Source organism: Lujinxingia vulgaris, from assembly GCF_007997015.1.
Classification (GTDB): domain Bacteria; phylum Myxococcota_A; class Bradymonadia; order Bradymonadales; family Bradymonadaceae; genus Lujinxingia; species Lujinxingia vulgaris.
On the sequence record NZ_VOSM01000015.1, the window covers coordinates 57,067 to 77,577 of the forward strand.

The 20,511-nt window shown below is 65.0% G+C and carries 13 protein-coding genes; 7 read left to right on the top strand and 6 right to left on the bottom strand.

Features of this window, described 5'->3' with window-relative positions:
- Positions 1–67: 67 nt before the first annotated feature.
- The 4 genes from FRC98_RS19305 to FRC98_RS19320 all read right to left on the bottom strand — a co-directional run bounded on the left by FRC98_RS19305 (position 68) and on the right by FRC98_RS19320 (position 6,675).
- Positions 68–1,357: a hypothetical protein gene (locus FRC98_RS19305; protein ID WP_146983107.1), complete on the bottom strand. Its 1,290-nt coding sequence runs from the start codon at positions 1,355–1,357 to the stop codon at positions 68–70.
- Between the two features lie 446 nt (positions 1,358–1,803).
- The gene (locus FRC98_RS19310) at positions 1,804–2,913 is read right to left on the bottom strand and encodes an endonuclease I family protein (RefSeq protein ID WP_146983109.1); all 1,110 of its coding nucleotides are present in this window, start codon (positions 2,911–2,913) and stop codon (positions 1,804–1,806) included.
- A gap of 171 nt (positions 2,914–3,084) precedes the next feature.
- Positions 3,085–4,005: an endonuclease I family protein gene (locus FRC98_RS19315; RefSeq protein ID WP_146983111.1), complete on the bottom strand. Its 921-nt coding sequence runs from the start codon at positions 4,003–4,005 to the stop codon at positions 3,085–3,087.
- A gap of 276 nt (positions 4,006–4,281) precedes the next feature.
- On the bottom strand, positions 4,282–6,675 hold the full coding sequence (locus FRC98_RS19320; RefSeq protein WP_146983113.1) for a transglycosylase SLT domain-containing protein: 2,394 nt from the start codon (positions 6,673–6,675) through the stop codon (positions 4,282–4,284).
- Between the two features lie 291 nt (positions 6,676–6,966).
- On the opposite strand from FRC98_RS19320, the gene malQ reads away from it, so the two are divergent.
- The 6 genes from malQ to tmk all read left to right on the top strand — a co-directional run bounded on the left by malQ (position 6,967) and on the right by tmk (position 14,831).
- Positions 6,967–8,481: a 4-alpha-glucanotransferase gene (gene malQ, locus FRC98_RS19325; protein WP_230467814.1), complete on the top strand. Its 1,515-nt coding sequence runs from the start codon at positions 6,967–6,969 to the stop codon at positions 8,479–8,481.
- A 187-nt stretch (positions 8,482–8,668) separates the two neighbouring features.
- Positions 8,669–9,076 (top strand): secondary thiamine-phosphate synthase enzyme YjbQ, encoded by a 408-nt coding sequence (locus FRC98_RS19330; protein WP_146983116.1) that lies wholly within the window; start codon positions 8,669–8,671, stop codon positions 9,074–9,076.
- Positions 9,077–9,135: 59 nt separating this feature from the next.
- Positions 9,136–11,121 carry a DUF3943 domain-containing protein gene (locus FRC98_RS22100; protein WP_283809663.1) on the top strand — a complete coding sequence of 662 codons (1,986 nt, stop codon included), beginning with the start codon at positions 9,136–9,138 and terminating at the stop codon, positions 11,119–11,121.
- An 825-nt stretch (positions 11,122–11,946) separates the two neighbouring features.
- Positions 11,947–12,903, top strand: coding sequence for a hypothetical protein (locus FRC98_RS19340; protein ID WP_146983120.1), 957 nt, complete (start codon positions 11,947–11,949; stop codon positions 12,901–12,903).
- A gap of 42 nt (positions 12,904–12,945) precedes the next feature.
- Positions 12,946–13,707 (top strand): enoyl-CoA hydratase/isomerase family protein, encoded by a 762-nt coding sequence (locus FRC98_RS19345; protein WP_146983121.1) that lies wholly within the window; start codon positions 12,946–12,948, stop codon positions 13,705–13,707.
- Between the two features lie 464 nt (positions 13,708–14,171).
- Entirely contained in the window at positions 14,172–14,831 is a 660-nt protein-coding gene (gene tmk / locus FRC98_RS19350; protein ID WP_146983123.1) for a dTMP kinase, read from the top strand.
- 460 nt (positions 14,832–15,291) lie between these two features.
- On the opposite strand, the gene FRC98_RS19355 is transcribed toward tmk, so the two are convergent.
- Both FRC98_RS19355 and FRC98_RS19360 read right to left on the bottom strand, forming a co-directional pair.
- A complete protein-coding gene (locus tag FRC98_RS19355; protein WP_146983125.1) occupies positions 15,292–16,452 on the bottom strand; it encodes a glycosyltransferase family 4 protein in 1,161 nt (386 codons plus the stop codon).
- A gap of 11 nt (positions 16,453–16,463) precedes the next feature.
- Positions 16,464–17,630, bottom strand: coding sequence for a glycosyltransferase family 4 protein (locus tag FRC98_RS19360; protein WP_146983126.1), 1,167 nt, complete (start codon positions 17,628–17,630; stop codon positions 16,464–16,466).
- Between the two features lie 118 nt (positions 17,631–17,748).
- On the opposite strand from FRC98_RS19360, the gene FRC98_RS22105 reads away from it, so the two are divergent.
- Entirely contained in the window at positions 17,749–20,376 is a 2,628-nt protein-coding gene (locus FRC98_RS22105) for an efflux RND transporter permease subunit (protein WP_146983128.1), read from the top strand.
- Positions 20,377–20,511: the final 135 nt, after the last annotated feature.

Here is a 20,511-nt window from a genome sequence, read left to right on the forward strand (position 1 = left end):
AAGATCGAAGGCCTGGCACCGCGGTGGGTGCCAGGCCTTCGTGATGATCGGAGCTATCGGGTGAGGCTTATTCGGCCTCAAGCGCGGAGGCCGTCTGGCTGGCGAGCTGGCCGAGGGTGGTGCGGCTGCTCCAGCCGGGGAGGCGCTGGCGCTCACGGCTCAGGGCGGCGACATCGGCCTGGAGGGAGGTGGCGTTGGTGACGCCGGCGCAGACGACGCCCAGGGTCTGAGCGGGCCAGCTTTCCATGGCGAGGAGCTCTTTGATGACGGGCTGGAAGTCGGTGATTTTTTCGCGCTCCATGGTGCCCTTGTAGAGGTTGCAGACCTGGGAGGTGGCGGCCTCAAAGCTGTCTTCGCGGGGGATGTCCCAGCCCTCGGTGGTGGTGGGCAGGGCGGAGGCGATGAGCGGGAGGCTCTCGCGCTTCCGGGTGTCGATGATGTAGTTGGCGGCGACCCAGCGCATCAGGCCGGGGCGCTCGGTGATGATCTTCTGGTAGGTCTCGGTGGCGTCTTTGCCTTTGACGCGGGCCAGGGCTTCCATGGCGGCCTGGATGTGCTCGGTGGAGGTGTTTTCGTCGAAGATCGCGAACTCAAAGTAGGGGGCGGCTTCGGCGGTGTTGGCGTTGAAGATGGCCTGGGGAAGATCGCGTTTGAGCTCGGGGTGTTCCTCGCGGGCGCGCTCGGCCAGGGCGGCGTCAATGGGGCCCTGGTCTTCTTCGGGGATGAACTCGCGCATGGCGGCGGCGATGCGGCCGGGCTGGAAGGTCTCTTTGAGCCAGGGCGCGACGAGCTCTACAGCGCCCTCGCCGGCCAGGGGCACGATCTGGGCGACGGTGGCGTCGCCGAGCTGGTCGCGAAGCTCGAGGTCTTTTTCAAGCCAGCCCTTGAGAATGGTCTGGGCTTTTTGCTGCGCACCTTCACTGAAGTAGGGGTGGAGCATGTAGGCGGCGTCTTTGGCGCGGGTGGCCTTGGAGTCGCCGATGACGAGCTCAGCGCCCTGTTCTTTCATCTCTTCGGTGAGTTCGGGGATGTCGTTGGCGGCCCACATCGTCTCGATGGTGGGAATGGCGCCGTCGGCCATGGCCTGGCGGGCGGCTTCATCTTCGACGCGATCGAGGGTGCGGGGGATGCGGGCGTGTTCGCCCTCTTCGATCAAGATCTGGACGGCGCGCACGCGCACCTCCAGGGGCTCTTCTTCGCTCTCAGCCCAGGTGGCGAGCTGCTCGGTGCCGCCTTTGGCGGTGCGCCAGACTTCGAGGTCTTCCGGGGTGCGTTTGCAGCCGGTGGGGATGAGGAGGGCGGCGACCAGGAAGATGGCCAGGGCGCGGCGAAGGGGCGTGCTGAGCAAGGAACGCATGGGCAGTCTCGTACCGGTGTGGTGAAGAGTATTTTTGATCAAGGGATCGACAGGGCGTCGAGCATGTCGTTATGGGGAGGAACGATAGTCATCGCAGGAAATCATGTCCACCGTGGGCGTGTGATGAACTGTCGCTGATGTCGTGGTGCCAGGCACTCGAACATATGTGTGATCGGGTGCCAGGGCATCGGTCATGAGGTTCAAGAAGATCGGGTGCCAGGCCATCGGTCATGAAGTTCAAGAAGATCGGGTGCCAGGTGACGCGTCAACTCCCCAGGACGAATCCTGCGGCGTCGCCGCGGGCTCGCGGTAGCGCTGCTACAGCTTTGCCCTTGCTCCTTGTAGGGCTTCGCCCTGGTGGAGTTGACGGTTGGGAGGTTCAAGAAGATCGAAGGCCTGGCACCGAGGTGGGTGCCAGGCCTTGATAGTTGCTTGAGTCGAAAAGATCAGAAGTCGGCGATCTGGTCGACGAAGTCGGGACGGTCGATGAAGGGGTTGCGGTTCTCCTGGACGACTTCGATGCGGTCGTTGCGCAGGCGCTCCCAGTCGTCGGGGGGATCTTCGCAGTGCCAATCGCGCAGGACGGCTTCTTCGAGTTGGGGGATGGGCAGGCCGTAGCGGACCGAGAAGTAGAAGTGGGCGCGGGCGATGTCGCCGCGGCTTTCGGGGCGGACCTCGAAGACTGTCGAGCGGCCATCTTCGGAGGGGCCGAGTTTGGAGCCGCCCTCCTGCCAGGAGCAGTTGGAGGAGCAGTTGGTGTTTCCGAACTCGTGGCTTGCGCGCGCGGAGTTGGAGGCCATCCAGGTGGGGAAGAGGTGGTGGATGTCGCTCACGTGAGGAGGGGTATCGCTACTGTCAGATTTGGGCCAAGAGTGCTCGGTGTTAAAGCCGTCGGGGGTGCGGAAGTCGTCAGCAGATGGTTGTCGAGCGGTTGCCAGGCGGCCGGTGTAGGGGCAGTGAATGTAGCCGTCGAGCTGGGTGTCGATGCCATCGACGGGGGCGTACATGAAGTCGCGGGCGCCCGAGTAGCTGTAATAGGTGTGGTCGTCGACGAGGAGGAAGAGGCCGTCGATCAGGGTTTGGTCGGTGGTGTTTTCGAGGTGGGTGTAGCGCGTCTCGTCGAGCTGCAGCTCGGGAGCGCAGCTCCAGCCCTCAACCGGGTCAGCGTCGGCATCGGGTTCGTCGGCGTCGGCGTCAGGTTCGTTAGTGTCGGCGTCGGGTTCGTCGGCGTCGGCGTCAGGTTCGTTGGCGTCGGCGTCGGGGACCTCGGTGTCGGCGTCGGGGACTTCGGTGTCGGCGTCGGGGACCTCGGTATCGGCGTCGGGGACTTCGGTATCGGCGTCGGGGACTTCGGTATCGGCGTCGGGGACTTCGGCGTCGAGGTCGGTGTCGGCGTCAGCATCGGGAAGGTTGATATCGGTGTCGAGATCGCCTGTGTCGCCGACGTCGATGATATCGATGATGCCGGTGTCGACGTCGGAGTCGGGAGTATCGGAGCAGGCGCCGAGCAGGGCGATGAGGAGGGTGAGCATGCCGAGGGATGAGAGATGACGCATAGGGGGCCTGATGAGGTGCGGGGGAACGTTATTTAAGGGGCGCAGTGCCAGGCGATGGGAGATGTCAGGGTGCCAGGCGATAGGACATGGGATTTGAGATGATTGGGTGCCAGGCATGCGGACATGTCGCGGTGCCAGGCGAAAGCGCGCGAGCGGGTAGCCGCGATGCGTTCAGTAGTCGCCGTCGAAGGTGTCGAAGTTGTCGACAAAGTCGGGGCGATCGATGAAGGGGTTGCGGTTGGACTGGATCATTTGAATGAGATCGTTGCGCTGGAGTTCGTAGTCGTCGGGGGGATCTTCGCAGTGCCACTGGCGCAAGACGGCCTCTTCGCGGGCTTCGATGGGCATCTGGTAGCGTAGGGCGAAGTAGAACATGGCGCGGGCGACGTTTCCGCGGAAGGCGGGGCGGACCTCGAAGACGGTGTCTCGGCCGTCGGCGGAGGGGCCGCGCTGGGAGCCGTTTTGGTGCCAGGGGCAGGCGCTGCCAGAGCAGGACGTGTTGCCGTAGGGGTGATTGCTGCGCACAGAATTGACGCCGCCGTCGACGGTGAAGAGGTGGTGGATGTCGCTTTTGGGGGGCTCGACGTCGGCGCCGCGGCTTTGCGGCCAGGAGTGCTCGGTGTTGAAGCCGCCGGGTTCTCTGGTGCCGTCGGGCTCGGTGATGCGGCCGGTGTAGGCGCACTCGATGGTGCCGTCGTCGTAGGGTTCGATATCGTTGAAGAGGTGCGTGCGAGCAGTGGAGTAGTAGAGGGCAATGTGTCCGGAGACCATGTTGAGAAGACCGCGCTGGATCTGGGCGTCGCTCAGTCCGTTGAGGTGGCGGTAGCGGCGATCATTGAGGTCGAGATCGGGGTCGCAGGGCCAGGGTTCGGGCGGAGGGGGAGCGTTGACGTCCTCGGGGTTGGAGGTGTCTTCTGGCTCGGAGGTGTCTTCGGGCTCGGAGGTGTCTTCGGGCTCGGAGGTGTCTTCGGCGGCGTCGGTGAGATCGATGTCGGGAACCTCCGGGGGGAGGGTGCCGGCTTCGGGTTGTGCGCAGGCCACGAAGAGGACCAGGAGAGCGAGAAGGGGGGGGAGGGTGTTGCGCAACATCATCGGGGGCCTCTGGGGCAGTGGAGGGCCGATAAGTGTTAGCATCGCAAAAAACACGAATCAATGAGGAGGTTTATTTGGTGGGGTAATAAGGGGGAGAACAACGGGCGGGCACAAGGCCCGCCCCTACGGGAGGGGGATGGAAATTGTCAGGCACCTGTACGGACGCCTGGCATTGAACAACGGGCGGGCACAAGGCCCGCCCCTACGGGAGGGGGATGGAAATTGTCAGGTGCCCGTGCGTCTGAGATCTGCACGGGTGCCTGGCACCCGTGCGGTTCAGGGGGAGGGGAGTGTGAAGGGGAGGGCGGGGACGCGGGCGTCGCCGTAGAGGTAGCTGTAGATCCAGAAACTCATCAGGACGCGTTTGGTGTAGTCGCGGGTCTGGCCGTAGGGGATGTTTTCGACAAAGAGGTCGAGGTCTTCGTGGCCAAACTCTTTGAGCCAGGAGGAGACGTTGCCAAAGCCTCCGTTGTAGCCGGCGATGATGAGCGCGGGGTGGGAGCCCGTCTGGTCGGCGAGCTCGCGCATGTAGGCCGAGCCCAGGCGGATGTTGAGGGTGGGGTCGAAGAGGAGATCGAAGGAGAAGTCGCCAAGGCCGTCTTTCTGAGCGATGCGGCGGGCGGTGGGCTCAATGAGTTGGAGGAGGCCGCGGGCGTTGGCCCAGCTCTCGATGCGGGGGTTAAAGCCGCTCTCCTCGCGCATGATGGCGTAGATGATGGCCGGGTTGAGGCGGCGCTGCTCGGCGTAGCGGGTGAGGGCGTCTTTGAAGGGGGTGGGGTAGGCGATGGACCAGTGGCGGCGTGTGCTTTGTGTGGGGTAGGCGTCCATCCAGCCGTGGATGTGGCGGCGGGCCAGGTCGTGGGAGATGGGGTAGGCGTGGGCGGCGTCGAGCAGGGAGGCCAGGGCCCAGAGGGTGGAGGTGTTGGAGGCGTGGCGGGTGCGAAGCGCGGTGAGTTCGCGTCGGGCCAGTGAGGTCAGGCCGAGGGTGAGGAGTTGGGAGGCTTTTTGGAAGCCCGGGTCGCGCTGGAGATCTTCGGGAAGTTCGACCGGATCGCTGCTGACGTTGGCCGGGAGGTGATCTTCGCAGGCCGGTCCGACGGTGGCGCAGATGTCCAGGCCGGTGGTGTCGCTCTGGAGGCTGGCGAGTTGGTTGAAGCTCAGGAGGGCGTAGTAGGTCATGGGGTGGTCGTGGGCGACCTTGATAAAGGCCTGGGCGGCCTCGTCGGTGCGGCCGGCTTGCAGCAGGGCGCGGGCGCGGAAGTAGTGGAGGCGGCCTTTTGTGTAGAGGTCGTCTTCGCCGGTTTTATCGAGGTTGTCGACGTGGTCGATGACGGCCTGGAAGTCGTCGCGGTCGAAGTATTCACGCAGAAGAAGCCAGTGGGCGTCTTTGGCCATGTCGCCCTCGGGGTAGCGTGAGAGCTGGGCCTGGAGGCGCTGGCGGGCGTCATCGGGGTGATCTTCGGAGCGCAGGATGCGGGCTGCGAAGTACATGGCGTCGTCGGCGTAGGAGTGGTCGCCGTATTCTTGCCAGATGCGCTCAAAGAGGGCGAGGGCGCCCTGGCGATCGCCGGAGTTCCAGCGGCCGCGGCCGCCCAGGTAGAGGGCGCGAAGTTCCCAGTCGGTGTCGGCGCATTGCTCAAGGATGCGGTCGTAGACGGGGGTGCCGGCGGAGTGCTGGCGAAGTTTGGTGTGGGAGCGGGCGATAAGGTAGAGGGCCTCGCAGCGCTGGGGGGCGTCTTCGGGCCATTGCTCCAGGGCGGCGTTTAAGTCGTTGATGACGCGCTCGCTCTGGTGGAGATCGAAGCGGGCGCGGGCCAGGGTCAGGGCGCGCTCGGGGGTGGTGTCGTCGAGAAGTTGGCGCTGGGCGTCGGAGAGGTGGGCGTCGAGGGCGCGAAGTCGTTGGGTGGCGCGGGCGGCAGCCTCACTCAAAGGACGCTGCTCCCGGATATGACTAAAAAGCTCGGCCGCTCGCCGGGGGTTTTGGGCTTCGAGGAGCGTGGCGAGCTGCTCGCGGGCGGCGGCGGCCCGGGAGTGGCGGGGGTAGGCGTTGAGAAAGAGCTCGAGAACGTCGACGGCGCGTTTTTGATCTTCGGGCTGGCCGGCCTTCTGGAGGGCGTCGGCCAGGAGGGTGAGGGCGTCGGGGTAGAGGAGGCTCTGGTCGTCGACGGAGGCCGCAGCGAGTGTGGCGGTGTGGGCATCATCTGTGGCCAGGGCGGCGCGGGCTTTGAGCAGGGATGCGTAGTCGGCCAGGGAGGGAAGATCGGCTTCGAGGTCGAGCGCGTTGAGGATGGCCAGAGTTTGCGCGGGGTGGCCGGCCTCCATGGCGACGGTGGCTGCGAGGAAGCGCAGGGAGGCATCGTCGTTGAGGAGCGGTCGAAGCTCGGGGTTCTGGAGTTTTCGGTGGGCGGAGGCCCAGTTGTTGCGCTCGACGTCTTCGATGATGGGCGCAAAGGGGCTTGTGGGGGCGATGGAGGGGATCTGGGGCGGGGCGGGGTCGCGCTCGGGGAAGCGCTCGATGACGCGGAAGCGGGCGCTGGAGCCGGCTTCGCGCGGGGTGGATTGGGCGAGCTCGGTGGGGGGGGCGTCGCCGCGGGACTGAGCGTGGGCGGGGAGCGGGATCGCGAGAGAAAGCGCGAGCGCGAGGGTGATCTTGGAGAGGTTGCGGATCATGGGAGCTCAGTGACGAGGGCGAAGATGAGATGCGGTGCGCGCGTTGCGGCCAGGGTGCCCCGGGGGGGGCGAGTACAAAACCCCCGAGAAGTGTGGGTTTCATTCCGCCCGATCGACGTGCCGGGGCGGTCAGGGGAATGAGGGTGAAGGGTAAGGCAGGGGTGGGAGGGATGGAAGAAAAGAGGGGGAGATGTTTGCCATTGGCCGATGGGAACTAGTTTTCGCGCTCCCTGTGTGCAGTGTGGGAGGTTGTGGTGGGAGCGTGGGGTAAGACGCCGGGACGACTTTGAGATGGGAGAGATGATGGGAGCGTGGGAGCGATCTTCGGGAGTGTTGCTGCATCCGACGAGTTTGCCGGGGCCGGACGGGGTGGGGAGTCTGGGGAGGTATGCGCGGCGGTGGATCGAGCGGCTGGCGGAAGGGGGGCAGCGCTGGTGGCAGGTTTTGCCTCTGAACCCGCCGGGGCATGGGGGATCGCCGTATTCGGCGAGTTCGGCGTTTGCGGGCAATCCGATGTTGATCGATGGGGAGCAGCTGGTGGAGGCGGGGTGGCTCTCGGGCGCGGATCTCAATGTGTACCGGCGGGTGTGTGCGGCGGGATCGACGGAGCGCTTTGATGTGGAGGTGATTCGCGAGGCGAAGCGCGAGCTTTTGGTGCAGGCCTTTGAGGGGTGGAAGGAGGCGGGGGGCGTCTCGGAGGCGTCGTTTCAGGAGTTTACGAAGACGCATGCGGGGTGGTTGGAGGATTTTGCGCTCTATACGGCGCTCAAGCATCGGCATGAGGGGAGGGGGTGGCAGCAGTGGCCGGCGCCGCTGGTGCGTCGTGAGCCGGAGGCGATCGCCGAGGCGCAGCGGGGGTTGAGCGTGGCGATGGAGCAGGTGCGCTTTGAGCAGTGGGTGTTTGCCGAGCAGTGGGCGAAGTTAAAGCGGTATGCGGCCGAGCGGGGTGTGGGGGTGCTGGGGGATGTTCCGATTTTTGTGGCGATGGACAGCGCGGAGGTGTGGGCTCAGCGCGATCTTTTTGAGCTGGGCGCCGACGGTGAGCCGGAGGCGGTGGCGGGGGTGCCGCCGGATTATTTTTCGAAGACGGGGCAGCGCTGGGGAAATCCGCTCTATGACTGGGAGCGGATGGCCGAGCGCGACTACGACTGGTGGGTCTGGCGCGTGCAGCAGGTGCTGAGGATGGTGGACGCGGTGCGCGTCGATCATTTTCGGGGGTTTGAGTCGTACTGGCGGATCCCGGCCGAGGCGCCCACGGCGGTCGATGGGCGCTGGGAGAAGGGGCCTGGTGAGGCGGTGTTTGAGGCGATCGAGGCCGAGCTGGGAGAGGTGCCGATGGTGGCCGAAGATCTGGGGATTATTACCGATAAGGTGCGCCAGCTGCGCGACGATCTGGGGTTGATGGGGATGCGGGTGATGCAGTTCGGGTTTGATGGGACTGAGGATCATCCCTTTTTGCCGCATACCTACCCGCGCCATTGTGCCGCGTATACGGGCACCCACGATAACGATACGACGCGGGGGTGGTATGAGGGGCTTGATGAGCTGGGCAAACACGGGGTGCGCACCTACCTCTCGCATGGGGATGAGGGGATTGTGTGGGCGATGATCGAGCGGCTGTGGGCGTCGAAGGCCGATCTGGTGGTGGTGCCGGTGCAGGATCTTTTTGAGCTGGGCAGTGAGGCTCGGATGAACGTGCCGGGGAGGGCGGAGGATAACTGGAACTGGCGGATGAGTGAGGCGATGTTGGAGGACGAGACGGTGTATATGCGGCTGGGGGAGTTGACGAAGGAGAGTAAGAGGTGAAGGTGCTGTGCGGGTGCCAGGCGATCGAGCGGGCTTGAGACGATCGGGTGCCAGGCAATCGAGCGGGCTTGAGAGGATCGGGTGCCAGGCAATCGGGTGAGGTGTGGAAGAGGATCGGGTGTCAGGCGTTTGTAGGGGCGAGTGATTGGATGGTTGGTGAGGGATGGACGCGAATTAAGGAGCGATGATGATTGCGAGATGGGTGCATGAGACGCAGGGCCAGGGGTTGTATGAGGTGACCGCGGAGGTGATGCGGGCGGTGGCCAGCGCGAAGGTCGAGGAGGGGATCTGCACGGTGTTTATCCGGCATACCTCGGCGAGTCTGACGATTCAGGAGAACGCCGACCCTTCGGCGCGGCGGGATCTGGAGGCGTGGTTGAAGCGCCTGGTGCCGGAGAATGACCCGCTGTACACGCACACGGCCGAGGGGCCTGACGATATGCCTTCGCATATTAAGGCGGCGCTGACGTCGACGAGTCTGGGGATTCCGATTGTGGATGGGGCGCTGGTGCTGGGGCGGTGGCAGGGGATCTTTTTGTGGGAGCATCGGGATGGTCCGATGCAGCGCGAGCTCGTGGTGCATGTGGGCACCTGAGCGGTGATGTGTATGTGATGTGAGCGCGTGAGCGCCGCTGGATGACGTTGGGAGTGGTGATGCGCGCGTGCAGTAAGAGCGGTTCGCAAGGAAGGGAGAGGCGGTGGTGGGGAGGATGGGCGGCGTTGGTCGGGGTGCTGGTGCTGGCGAGCGGGGAGGTTGCGGCCCAGGGGCCTGAGGGGGGCGTGGAGGACGGAGCGTCGACGTTGCTGGTTGCCGAGGAGGTGGGGGCCGAGGTCGCCGAGCAGGCTGGCGAGGAGGAGCGGGCGCGGCTTTTTGTGTCGGTGCGCGATCTTACGCGGGAGCCGGGGTGGAGTGTGCGAACCTGCTGGGAGTTGCGCTCGACGGTGGCGGACGGGTGTGTGGCGCTGCCGGGCCGTTTTGTGAGCAAGCGCGACCAGGGGGTGGTGCTGGCGCGGCGCTCGGGGAGGTATCGCTATCATCTTCGGCTGGAGCGGGATGATGAGGGGCGGCTGAGCGCGGAGGTGGTCGATTGGGATCCGACCCGTCGCGACGACGAGGTGCTTTACGCGGCATATCGGGAGCCGGGGCAGGGGGAGGATCTGGGGTGGGTGGCCCGAAGTTTTGAGGAGGGGCTGGTGCAGAGTCCGGCCGAGGAAGTTGAGGCCGGACGGGGCCCGAGGCGCTATGGTCGGGCGGCGCTGGAGGTCGGGTTGGCGTTGGGGGTGGGGACGGCGTGGTACTGGCTGAATACGGACATCAACGCGGCCGACTGGGACTACACGCTGGCCACGCAGGGGGAGCGGCATTGGGGGTTTGAGGGGTGGCGATGGGATTCCAACGTGATGTACCTCAATAGCCCGCTGCATCCGCTGGCCGGGGGGGCGTATTATACGCTGGCGCGGGCCAATGAGTTGACGGTGTGGCAGTCGTTTGCGGCGGCGATGCTGGCGACTCTCATCTGGGAGGCGGCCATTGAGTACAAAGAGATCGTCAGCCTCAATGATCTGGTGTTGACCGGGGTGGCCGGGGTGCCGCTTGGGGAGGCGTATTATCAGCTTGGGGAGTTTTTCAGGCGGAGTTCGCCGACGACGCTCAATCGGGCGTTGGCGTGGGTGTTCGGGGCGCCCTCGCAGTTTCATGACTGGGCCGATGGTCGGGGGCCGGTGCGGGCGGCTGATGTCGATCGGTGGGGGTGGCCGCGCGATGAGTGGCACCGGTTGAGGTTGAGGCTGGGCGCGGCGGCGTCGACGCCGCGAGCGCGCTGGGAGGGAGGCACGCCGGAGGGGGCGCGTCAGGATGTGCATCTGGAGGTGGGCTCGGAGCTTGTGGGGCTGGGGGGCTATCGCAGCGCCGGGGAAACGGGTGGTTGGGAGGCGGGGGTGCTGGCCTCGGAGTTGCGGGGGGAGTTTGCCGGCGGGGCGTCGGGGACGCACCGGTGGGGGTTTCTGGGGCGAGTGGAGCTGGCGGGGTGGTACGGGCAGTCGATGTCGCGCGGGGTTGAGGGGGGGCGCGGGGTGGGAGCCTTTGTGAGCACGGGGCTTGCGTACCGCCATGAGGAGCATCGGTATGATGAGGGGCTGGATCGATTTGGGATCATGCATCTTCCCGGGGTGCGGGCGGAGCACTGGGGGGAGCGGGGGCGGCTGCGCTGGCGGCTGCGCTACGGGGTGACGCCGGACTTTGCGGCGATCGATTCGCGTGCGCTTCCGGAGGTTGCGCCCGATGGGGATGTCTCGGGACAGCGCGGGGTGTTGGCCGAGGGGTATTATTTTGGCTGGGGGATAAGCCAGGAGCTGGGGCTGGAGGTGGACGTGGCCCGGGTGCATCTGGGGGTGGACTGGCGCTCGCATCGGGTGTGGTCGACGCGAGGGGCGGATCGCCTGCAGGAGTCGATCGAGGAGGACTGGACGCTGCGCGATCGGGTGGATGTGGGGCGCGTGGAGTTGCTGACGTCGTGGCCGGTGGAGACGGTGCGTCTGGGGGCGTTGCTGGAGCGTCGGGGCAGGGAGGGGGCGATCGATGATGTGGTGAGTTCGTTGCAGGAGTGGCGGGCGATGTGGGTGTTTGAGGCGGTGTATTGAGGGTGGGGCGTTCAAACATGTGGCGATGGCGAAGATGTCGTGGTGCCAGGCGACCGTGGGGGAGGTGAAAGCGTACGGGTGCCAGGCACCCGTTCGGGAGTTGAAAATGATCGGGTGCCAGGCACTCGTGCGGGAGTTGAAAATGATCGAGTGCCAGGCACCCGTGCAAGGCGTGTGGGAGGTGAAGTCGGATGGGGTGCCAGGCACCCGTGCAATGATCGGGTGCCAGGCACTCGTGTGGGAGTTGAAAATGATCGGGTGCCAGGCACTCGTGTGGGAGTTGAAAATGATCGGGTGCTGAAAATGATCGGGTGCCAGGCACCCGTGCGGGAGTTGAAAACGATCGGGTGCTGAAAATGATCGGGTGCCAGGCACCCGTGCGGGAGTTGAAAATGATCGAGTGCCAGGCACTCGTGTGGGAGTTGAAAACGATCGAGTGCCAGGCACCCGTGCGGGAGTTGAAAATGATCGAGTGCCAGGCACCCGTGCAAGGCGTGTGGGAGGTGAAGTCGGATGGGGTGCCAGGCACCCGTGCAATGGGTGCCAGGCACTCGTGCGGGAGTTGAAAATGATCGGGTGCCAGGCACCCGTGCGGGAGTTGAAAATGATCGGGTGCCAGGCACTCGTGCGGGAGTTGAAAATGATCGGGTGCCAGGCACTCGTGCAAGCACCCTTGCAAACGAACAGGTGCCAGGTATTCGGGCAGAGGGTTGTGAGGTTTGTGCTAACTGCCTGATGTCATTGGGAGATTTGTTCGACGTGGGCGAGGCTGGTGTGCACGTTTGAGGGGGAGAACTTTGTGCAAACCAGGGGAGAGGGGGAGCGATGGAGCGTCTGGGGGGACGGCTGCTGATCGTGTGGGTGGGGCTTATGTGGGGGTGTGCGTTTGGCGCGGGGTGCAGCCGGGGGGCGCAGGCGGAGGAGGCGCAGGGGGGGCCGTATCGGGTGGTGGCGATGCAGGTGATGGAGGAGGGGGGAGAGGTGGGTGGCGTCGGGGTGCAGGGTTGGGCGCCGGAGCCTGTGAGGGTGCAGGAGTGGTGGGAGCGGGCGTTGCGGGAGAGTGATGAGGGTTTGAGTCCGCAGGGGGGAGGTGAGGGGTTGAAGGGGAGGTTGATGTATCGGGTGAAGCTCAATCAGGCGTTGGAGGGCTCGGTGTTGGTGGTGCGTGTGGAGGGGCGTCTGGAGCAGGAGGCGGTGCGCGGAGATGGCAAGGCGGTGTCGATGCGGGCGCAGCATGTGGTGCGTCATCCGCTGGTCAGCGACAGGCCGCCGGAGGCGCTGCTGGGAGCGCTGGGACGCACGCTTTTGCGTCAGGGGGTCGATGAGGTGATGGAGGGGTTGCGGGCCCAGGCGATGGTGTATCAGGCCGCCGGCGGGGAGCTCGGGAGGTGGTGTGCCGATGAGGAGGCCCTGGCGAGTGCGAGGTTGCTGGCGGTGCAGCGGGTGGTGGAGGGGGCGGTGGAAGAGGCTGAGGAGGCGCTCATTGAGGCTGCCGGAGGTCGGGATGAGGAGGTGGCGTTTGCGGCGGCGCAGGCGCTCTGGGAGATGGAGTCGAGCGGGGCGGCGCGGGCGTTAACCGAGCTTGCCGAGCGGATGAGTCGGGAGCAGCGCTATGATGATTTGATCGGGTTGTTGCCGAAGTTGGGGACGTTGTCGACGCCGTGGGTGGCGGTGTATCTGGAGACTCTGGCCGATGCGCATCATGTGAGTCGGGTGCGCGAGCATGCGCGGCGGGTTCTGGAGATGAAGGCCGGCCAGGCGCAGGCTGATGCGCAGCGGTGAGGCGAGTTTGAGGGTGTTTAAAGCGGTGCAGAGGGAGATGTGATGGTGGTCAGGTGTGAGGAGCGGTTGGAGGGGAGGGTGTGGTGGGTGGAGATCGCGCGGGAGGAGCGTCTTAACGCGGTCAATGCGGAGGTGATGGCGGGGCTGGAGGGGGTGTTGGTCAGGGCCGAGCGTACGCCGGAGTTGCGGGTGCTGGTGGTAGGTGGGGCGGGGCGTGCGTTTGTATCGGGGGGCGATCTTCGAGAATTTGCCGGGCTGCGGGAGCGCAAGGAGGTCGAGGCGATGTCGCGGCGGATGCGCTCGATTCTGGAGCGGATTGAGGCGCTTCGGTGTTGGACGGTGGCGCGGGTCAACGGGGATGCGTACGGGGGCGGGGTGGAGTTGATGCTGGCCTTTGATATGTGCGTGGTCTCGGAGTTGGCGAGGCTGGGGCTGACGCAGGGGAGGTTCGGGTTGACCCCGGGGTGGGGTGGGTTGACGCGGCTGGTGGAGAAGGTGGGGCGAGCCCGGGCGTTGAAGTGGTTGGGGTGTGCGGAGGTGCTCGATGCGGGGGAGGCCTATGAGGCGGGGCTTGTGGAGGAAGTGGTAGGTGGGGCGGAGCTGGATGTGCGGGTCATGGCGTTGGCCGAGCGTCTGGCGGGGTGTGAGCCCGGGGTGGCCGAGGCGCTCAAGGAGGGGGCGCGTCGCGCGGTGGAAGAGCGTCGCGATGTGGCGATGGCGGGGGAGTTGGAGGCGTTTTGTGAGCTGTGGGTGGGGGAGGCGCACTGGGAGCGGGTGGAGCGGTTTTTAGGGCGAAAAGGTTGAGGTGCCAGGCGCTCGAGCGAGGATCTGGCGGTGATGGTGAGGGGCTATAGCTCGGGTGCCAGGCCCTCGCGCATGTGCAATGAGACCTGGTGCCAGGCATTCGAGCATGTGCAATGAGGCCGGGTGCCAGGCATTCGAGCATGTGCAATGAGACCGGGTGCTGTCGCCGTGGTGCCAGGCATTCGGGCATGTTCATTGAGACCGGGTGCCAGGCGCTCGCGCATGTGCAATGAGACCTGGTGCCAGGCATTCGAGCATGTGCAATGAGACCGGGTGCTGTCGTCGTGGTGCCAGGCAGTCGATCGGGTAAGACACGGTGAAGATCGGGGCCCAGACAGTGTGACTTGGCTGGTCTTGGAGCGGATATCGTGGGAATGAGGGTGGCGGCGCCCGGTGTGGTAAAAGGGGCGTGACGTTCGAACGAAGATGTTGAGGGATCGAGTAAGGCTGCGAGGCGAGTGACGATGGCGAAGAAGGCCGTACCGTTTGTGGTGATTGAGGGGTTGGATGGGGCGGGGACGACGACGCAGAGCGTGGCGCTGGCCGAGAGGCTTCGTCGCGAGGGCTGGGAGGTATCGACGAGCTGTGAGCCTTCGGAGGGGCCGATTGGGACGTTGATTCGGCAGATGCTCACCGGGAGGGTGGTGGTGCCCGATGCAAAGGGAGGGCGGCCGGTGGGACGAGAGACCCTGGCGTTGCTCTTTGCCGCCGACAGGCTCGATCATATCGAGGCGCAGGTGGAGCCTGCGTTGGCTGCGGGGTGCGTGGCGATCTCGGACCGTTATTACCATTCCAGCCTGGTGTATCAGGGAGATATCGATGGGGAGGAGCGGGTGGACTACGGGTGGGTGCGCGAATTGAACGCGCGGGCTCGTGTGCCGGACGTGACGATCTTTTTGGAGGCGTCGGTCGAGGTGTGCATGTCGCGACTGTCGGGGCGCGGGGGGCAGCGCGAGCTCTATGAGACGCGGGAGAAGTTGGGGAGGTTGGAGCGTCGCTATGACGAAGTGATGACGATGCTCGCCGCAGAGGGGCAGCCAATTGTGCGGCTGGATGCGTCGTTGGATCGTGAGGCGCTGGCGGAGGCGGTCTGGGGAGTGGTGGAGGGGGTGTTGCCGGGGTAAGTGGGGTGGGGGGCTGAGATCGGGTGCCAGGCCCTCGCGCATGTTCATTGAGATCGGGTGCCAGGCCCTCGCGCATGTTCATTGAGATCGGGTGCCAGGCCCTCGGACAGGTCAATGAAGATAATGAAGAGCGGGTGCCAGGCATTCGGACAGGTCATCGAAGATGGGGTGCCGAAGAACGGGTGCCAGGCACCCGCGCATGCTTAATGAGACCGGGTGCAGAAACCGAGTGCCAGGCATTCGGACAGGTCAGTGAAGCTCAGAAACCGAGTGCCAGGCCCTCGGACAGGTCATCGAAGCTCGGGTGCCAGGCCCTCGGACAGGTCATCGAAGCTCGGGTGCCAGGCACCCGCGCATGCTTAATGAGACCGGGTGCAGAAACCGAGTGCCAGGCATTCGGACAGGTCATCGAAGAGCGGGTGCTGAAGATCGGGTGCCAGGCCCTCGGACAGGTCGGCGATCAGGCGCGAGGGGTGCCCCTGGCGAGCAGCTCTTCGTAGACCTGGAGGGTGTGTTGGGCGGTGTGTTCCCAGCGGAAGTTGCGGGCGCGGGTGAGGCTGCGTTGGGAGAGACGCGCTGCGAGTTCGGGGGCGATGAGCAGGCGGTGGAGAAGACGGCTCAGGTCGTCGGGGGTGTGGGGATGGAAGTGAAGTGCGGCTTCGCCGGCGATGGAGCGCATCGGCTCGAGATCGGAGACGAGTGTGGGGCGGCCCATGGCCATGGCCTCTAAGACGGGCAGGCCAAAACCTTCGACAAGTGAGGGGAAGATAAAGGCGCGGGCGCGGCCGAGCAGCGCGCGCAGAAGCTCGTCATCGACCAGGCCCGGCAGGTGAATACGTTCGCTGACCCCCGACTCGCCGATGTGGGTGGAGAGGCCCTGGCAGTCGCCGATGAGCACGAGGTGGGGGCGAGGGGAGTGGGTGGGCAGGCGAGCGAAGGCGTCGATGAGCAGACGGAGGTTTTTGTAGGGTTTGTGGTTGCCGATGGCCACAAAGAAGGGGGGGGCATCGGGGCCGGCCAGCTCGGAGAGGGGGCCGGTGAGGGCGGGCGGTGGCTCGAAAAAGCGGGGGTGGACGCCGTGGTGAATGGTGTGAAGGGAGGTGGTTTTGGAGCTCAGGAGCTGCCGGGCGCGCTCGGCGGTGGGGCGGCTGATGGCGATGACGGCGTCGCTTGAGTTGAGAGCGTGGGGGATGGCGTTGCGGGCGAAGGTCTGAATGGAGCGGGCTTTGAGCCAGGTGGGCTGGGAGGCGTCGGGGTGATCGAGCCAGACCAGGTCGTGTAGCGTGGTCACCACACGGGCGCCGGGGAGGGCCTGGCGGGTGTAGCGGGGTAGGATGTGGAAGAGGCTGTGGTAGAGGTCGGGGGGCCCGAGCTGGGCGGCGGCGTCGGCCAGGGCGCGGTGTCCGAGCAGGTGGTTTTGCAGGTTGTCGTGAGGGCAGGAGCTTGCGACTTGCGCGAGGGCGTCGTCGGTGATGGGGGAGGTGTTGTTGCGGTTGCGCAGCAGCACGAGCTCGTGGTCGTGGGGGAGTTTTGCCAGATGCGCGATCAGCGCGCGGGCGTAGCTTCCGACGCCGGTGGGGGAGTCGCCAAGGCAGCGGGCGTCGATGAGAATGCGGGCCATCGTGGGCCTCCTCAGGCGGGGTGGAGCACGCGGCGGTAGGCGTCAATGGCGCTTTGAGCGCAGGCCTCCCAGGTGAATTGAGCGGCGCGGGCCTGGCCGCGTTGGCGAAGATCGTCGGCCAGGTGGGGATCGTCGCGAAGTTGGCGCAGGGCGCAGGCCATCGCGAGGGTGTCGTGCGGATCGACCAGCATCGCGCCCCCCTGACAGACCTCGGCCGGGGCGCCGCGGTCGGAGGTGATGACCGGTGCGCCGCAGGCCATCGCCTCGAGCGCGGGCAGGCCAAATCCCTCGTAAAAGGAGGGAAAGAGAAAGACCATCGCCATGCTGTAGAGGGCACGCAGCTCGTCGCTGGAGACGTAGCCGATGCGAATGACGCGCGAGCCCAGGCGCGGGTCGCTCAAAAGCTGGCCAAGCTCGCGGTTGGAGCTCTCGTCGAGGCGGCGCACGAGCACAAAGTAGGTGTGGGGATCGTCGGCGAAGGCCTCAATGAAGGCGCGCAGAGCGCCCGGGTGGTTTTTGTAGGGGGAGCCCTGACCGACCACCAGCACAAAGCGTGAGCGGGGGGTGAGCCAGCGCCCCAGAAGAGGCCAGGCCTGCTCGGGGGGCATGGGGGTGAAGAAGGGATCGAGGCCGTTGTAGGTGACGCTGACGCGGCCGCGCATTTCGGGAAAATGATCCTCGATGGCCTGGCGAGAGGTATGCGAGACGGTGAGGATGTGCCGGGCCTCGGTGGCGGAGCGGGGGATAAAGTTTTGATAAAAGGTTCCGGTGACGAGCTTTCGCCACCAGACATCGGTGCAGTAGTCGGGGTTGAGCAACCACATGATGTCGTGGAGGGTAAAGAGGGAGGGGACCGGAAGATCGGCCGGAAGGATATTGAAGGGGGAGTGAAAAAGATCGACGCCGCGAAAGTCCACCGAGCGCGCCAGTCGAAAACGGGTGGTGAGTGAATTTGGGGCGGCATCAAAGGTCTGACACTGCACCCTGGGATGGGAAAGGGGGGCGGGGTTGTTGGGGTGTGTCAGCAGACGCAGGCGCAGGGTGTCGTCCTGAGCCAGGAGCTCTTCGACGAGGCGCTGGGTGTAGCGACCGATGCCGCTGTGGCGCCCGTTGAGGTAGCGGGCGTCGAGCATAACGCAGGCGTTGGTCGAGGTGGAAGATGTGGTGTTTTGGGTCATGGTGCGATACTCCGAGGGCACTCATAGCACGCTTTGTGATGAGGGCAAGGCAGCTGTGAGGCGCAGCCGGAGAGGGTGCGGCGTGAGATAAATGGGATCGATGTCTGGAGACGAGACGATGGCGAGCGGTGCGGTGCAGTTGGCAGAGCGCTTTATGCGGGAGTGGGTGGGGCGCAGGGCGGGATGGGTTGTGGCCGTGAGCGTGGTGGTGACGCTTTTGTCGGTCGCGGTGATCGCCAGCCGTTGGAATATCAACAGTGATTTTCGGGCGCTTCTGCCGAGCACCTCGGAGGCGGCGCTGGCGATGGAGGAGGTCGGCGACCGGGTGGGGTCGGGCTCGTCGCTCTTTGTGGTGATCGATTCGCCGGATCGGGAGGCGAACCTGGCGTTTGCCGAGGCGTATGCGCAGCTGCTTCGGGAGCAGCCGCAGATCGCGCTGGCGCATTATCATAATGATAAGGCGTTTTTTGAGAAGAACCGGCTGCTCTACATGGAGGTGGAGGATCTGGAGGAGCTGCACGCGCGGATTAAGCGTCGGATTCGCGAGGAGAAGCGGGCACAGAATCCGCTCTTTGTGCCGCTGGGAGGGAGAAGGGAGCGCAGTGACGAGCTGATCGACACCTCCGATATGGAGGCGCGCTACGAGGAGTTGGCGCATCAGAGTTATAAAGAGTACCTGATGAGTGATGACGGGTACTCGCTGACGATCGTGGTGCGTTTTGTGGAGACGTCGACGGATCTGGCAGCGACGAACAAGCTGCTCGATCGGGTGCGGGAGCTGGGGGCGTCGCTGGATCCGGGGAGCTATCATCCGGAGATGAAGCTGGAGTACGGGGGCGGGCTGGTCTCGCGCCAGAGTGAATATACCTCGATCGTGGGGGATATTCAGACCTCGGCGCTGTTTACGTTGCTGGGGCTATTTCTGGTGATCGCGCTGTATTTCCGGCGCGTGCGGGCGGTGGTGTTGGTGCTGGGGCCGCTGGTGATGGGGGTGTTGTGGACGCTGGCGATCGCGTTTGTGGCGCACGGTCAGCTGACGACGGTGACGGTGTTTATCTTTGCGATCTTGCTGGGCCTGGGGATTGATTTTTCGATCCACCTGCTCAACGGCTACGACCGGGAGCGGGCCGAGGGCAGAGAGCCGGTCGATGCGTTGTGGGCGTGTTATAACTCGGTGGGGCGGGCGACGGTGATGGGGGCGTCGACGACCTTTGCGACCTTTGTGGTGTTGTCGTTTGCGCAGTTTCGGGGGTTGAGTCAGTTCGGGCAGGTGGCGGCGGCCGGGGTGCTGATGACGGTGGTGGCGATGGTGGTCACGATGCCGGCGATGATTCTTGTGTTTCAGCGTGTGTGGCCGCATCAACCGAAGGTGGTGGAGGGGGAGCGGGTGCTGGAGAAGGCTGTGCGGCGGGGGCGGCTGTTGCGGCTTGCGCCGGCGTCGTTGTTTGCGGCGGCGTTGATCAGCGTGTGGGCGATCACGCAGGTGGGGAATGTGCGTTTTGAGGAGAATTTTCGGCGAGTGGGGCAGGTGATCATGCCCTGGGAGCGGGGCGGGCCGGATGCGAAGGAAGTGGCCGAGCAGCAGGCCCGGGCGATGGGGCGGCAGGCTGCGCGTGCGGTGCAGGCCCGCGCGGTTCAGGTGCGCCAGGAGATGGCGCCGGAGAGCTACGTGGCTGAGCGCAAGCAGCTGAGCACCGGGGCGAAGTATACCAGCGCGCTCAAGGGGCAGCAGTCCTCCACGCCGACGCTTCTGCTGGTGGATGAGGCCGAGGATGCGCGCCGGCTCTACGAGCATCTGGAGGCGCGCCAGGATGCCGGGGAGCTGGAGACGGTGAGCTCGGTGGCGTCGATTTATGCGTTTTTGCCGGGCAGTGGAGAGGAGCAGGCCGAGCGTCTGGAGGTGATCGAGGCGATCAAGGCGACGCTCGATGATGATTTGAGTTTTTTGAGTGGGAGCCAGCGTGAGCGCATCGATGAGATGCGGGAGAGCCTGGAGGTGGAGGCGATCGGGATCACCGATCTTCCGGAGTGGACCAAGCGCTTGTTCCGGGAGGCGGGGCCCGAGGCAAAAGCACCGGCCGAGGGGGAGGCGTTTGCTTACGAGTATTTGATCTACGTCAACGAGCGCATCGATCATATGGTCGGGGAGCAGGCGCGGCGTTTTCTGGGGGAGGTGGAGGCGGCCACCGATCTGGAGGGGGTGGATGTGCGGGTGGCCAGCCAGTCGTATATTTATACGGCGATGCTCGATGAGATTAAGGAGGATGGGGCGCGGATGCTGGGGATCGCGCTCGTGATTGTGGTGTTGATATTGAGCCTCTTTTTTGGCAGCCCGCTGCGTGCCGTGGTTTCGTTGAGCCCGCTGATTGTGGGGACGTTGTGGATGTTCGGGTTTTGCGGGTGGTTCGGGATCAAGCTCGACTTTTTCAACGTGGTGATTTTGCCCGTCATTATCGGCATTGGTGTCGATGACGGGGTGCATTTTTACCATCGGTATCTGGAGGAGGGGCGAGGCAAGCTGGTGAGTGTGATCGATCATGTGGGCTCGGCGATCGGGATGACGACGGTGACCTCGATGATCGGATTTGGGGGGCTGGCGGTGACCAATTATGCGGGATTGCAGTCGCTGGGGTATCTGGCGATTGTGGGGATCGCGTCGGCGTTTCTGGCGACGATTCTGGTGATGCCGGCGTTTTTGTGGGTTGCCGAGCAGCGGGGATGGGGGTGGGTCTCCGGGGAGAAATGATGCGTGTTGGGGTGCCAGGCAATCGTGCGTGTTGAGTGATTGCGTACGGGTGCCAGGCACTCGAACATGTTGGGTGGCGTGTCGAGGTGCCAGGCATTCGGACGAGTTGAGTGATTGCGTACGGGTGCCAGGCAT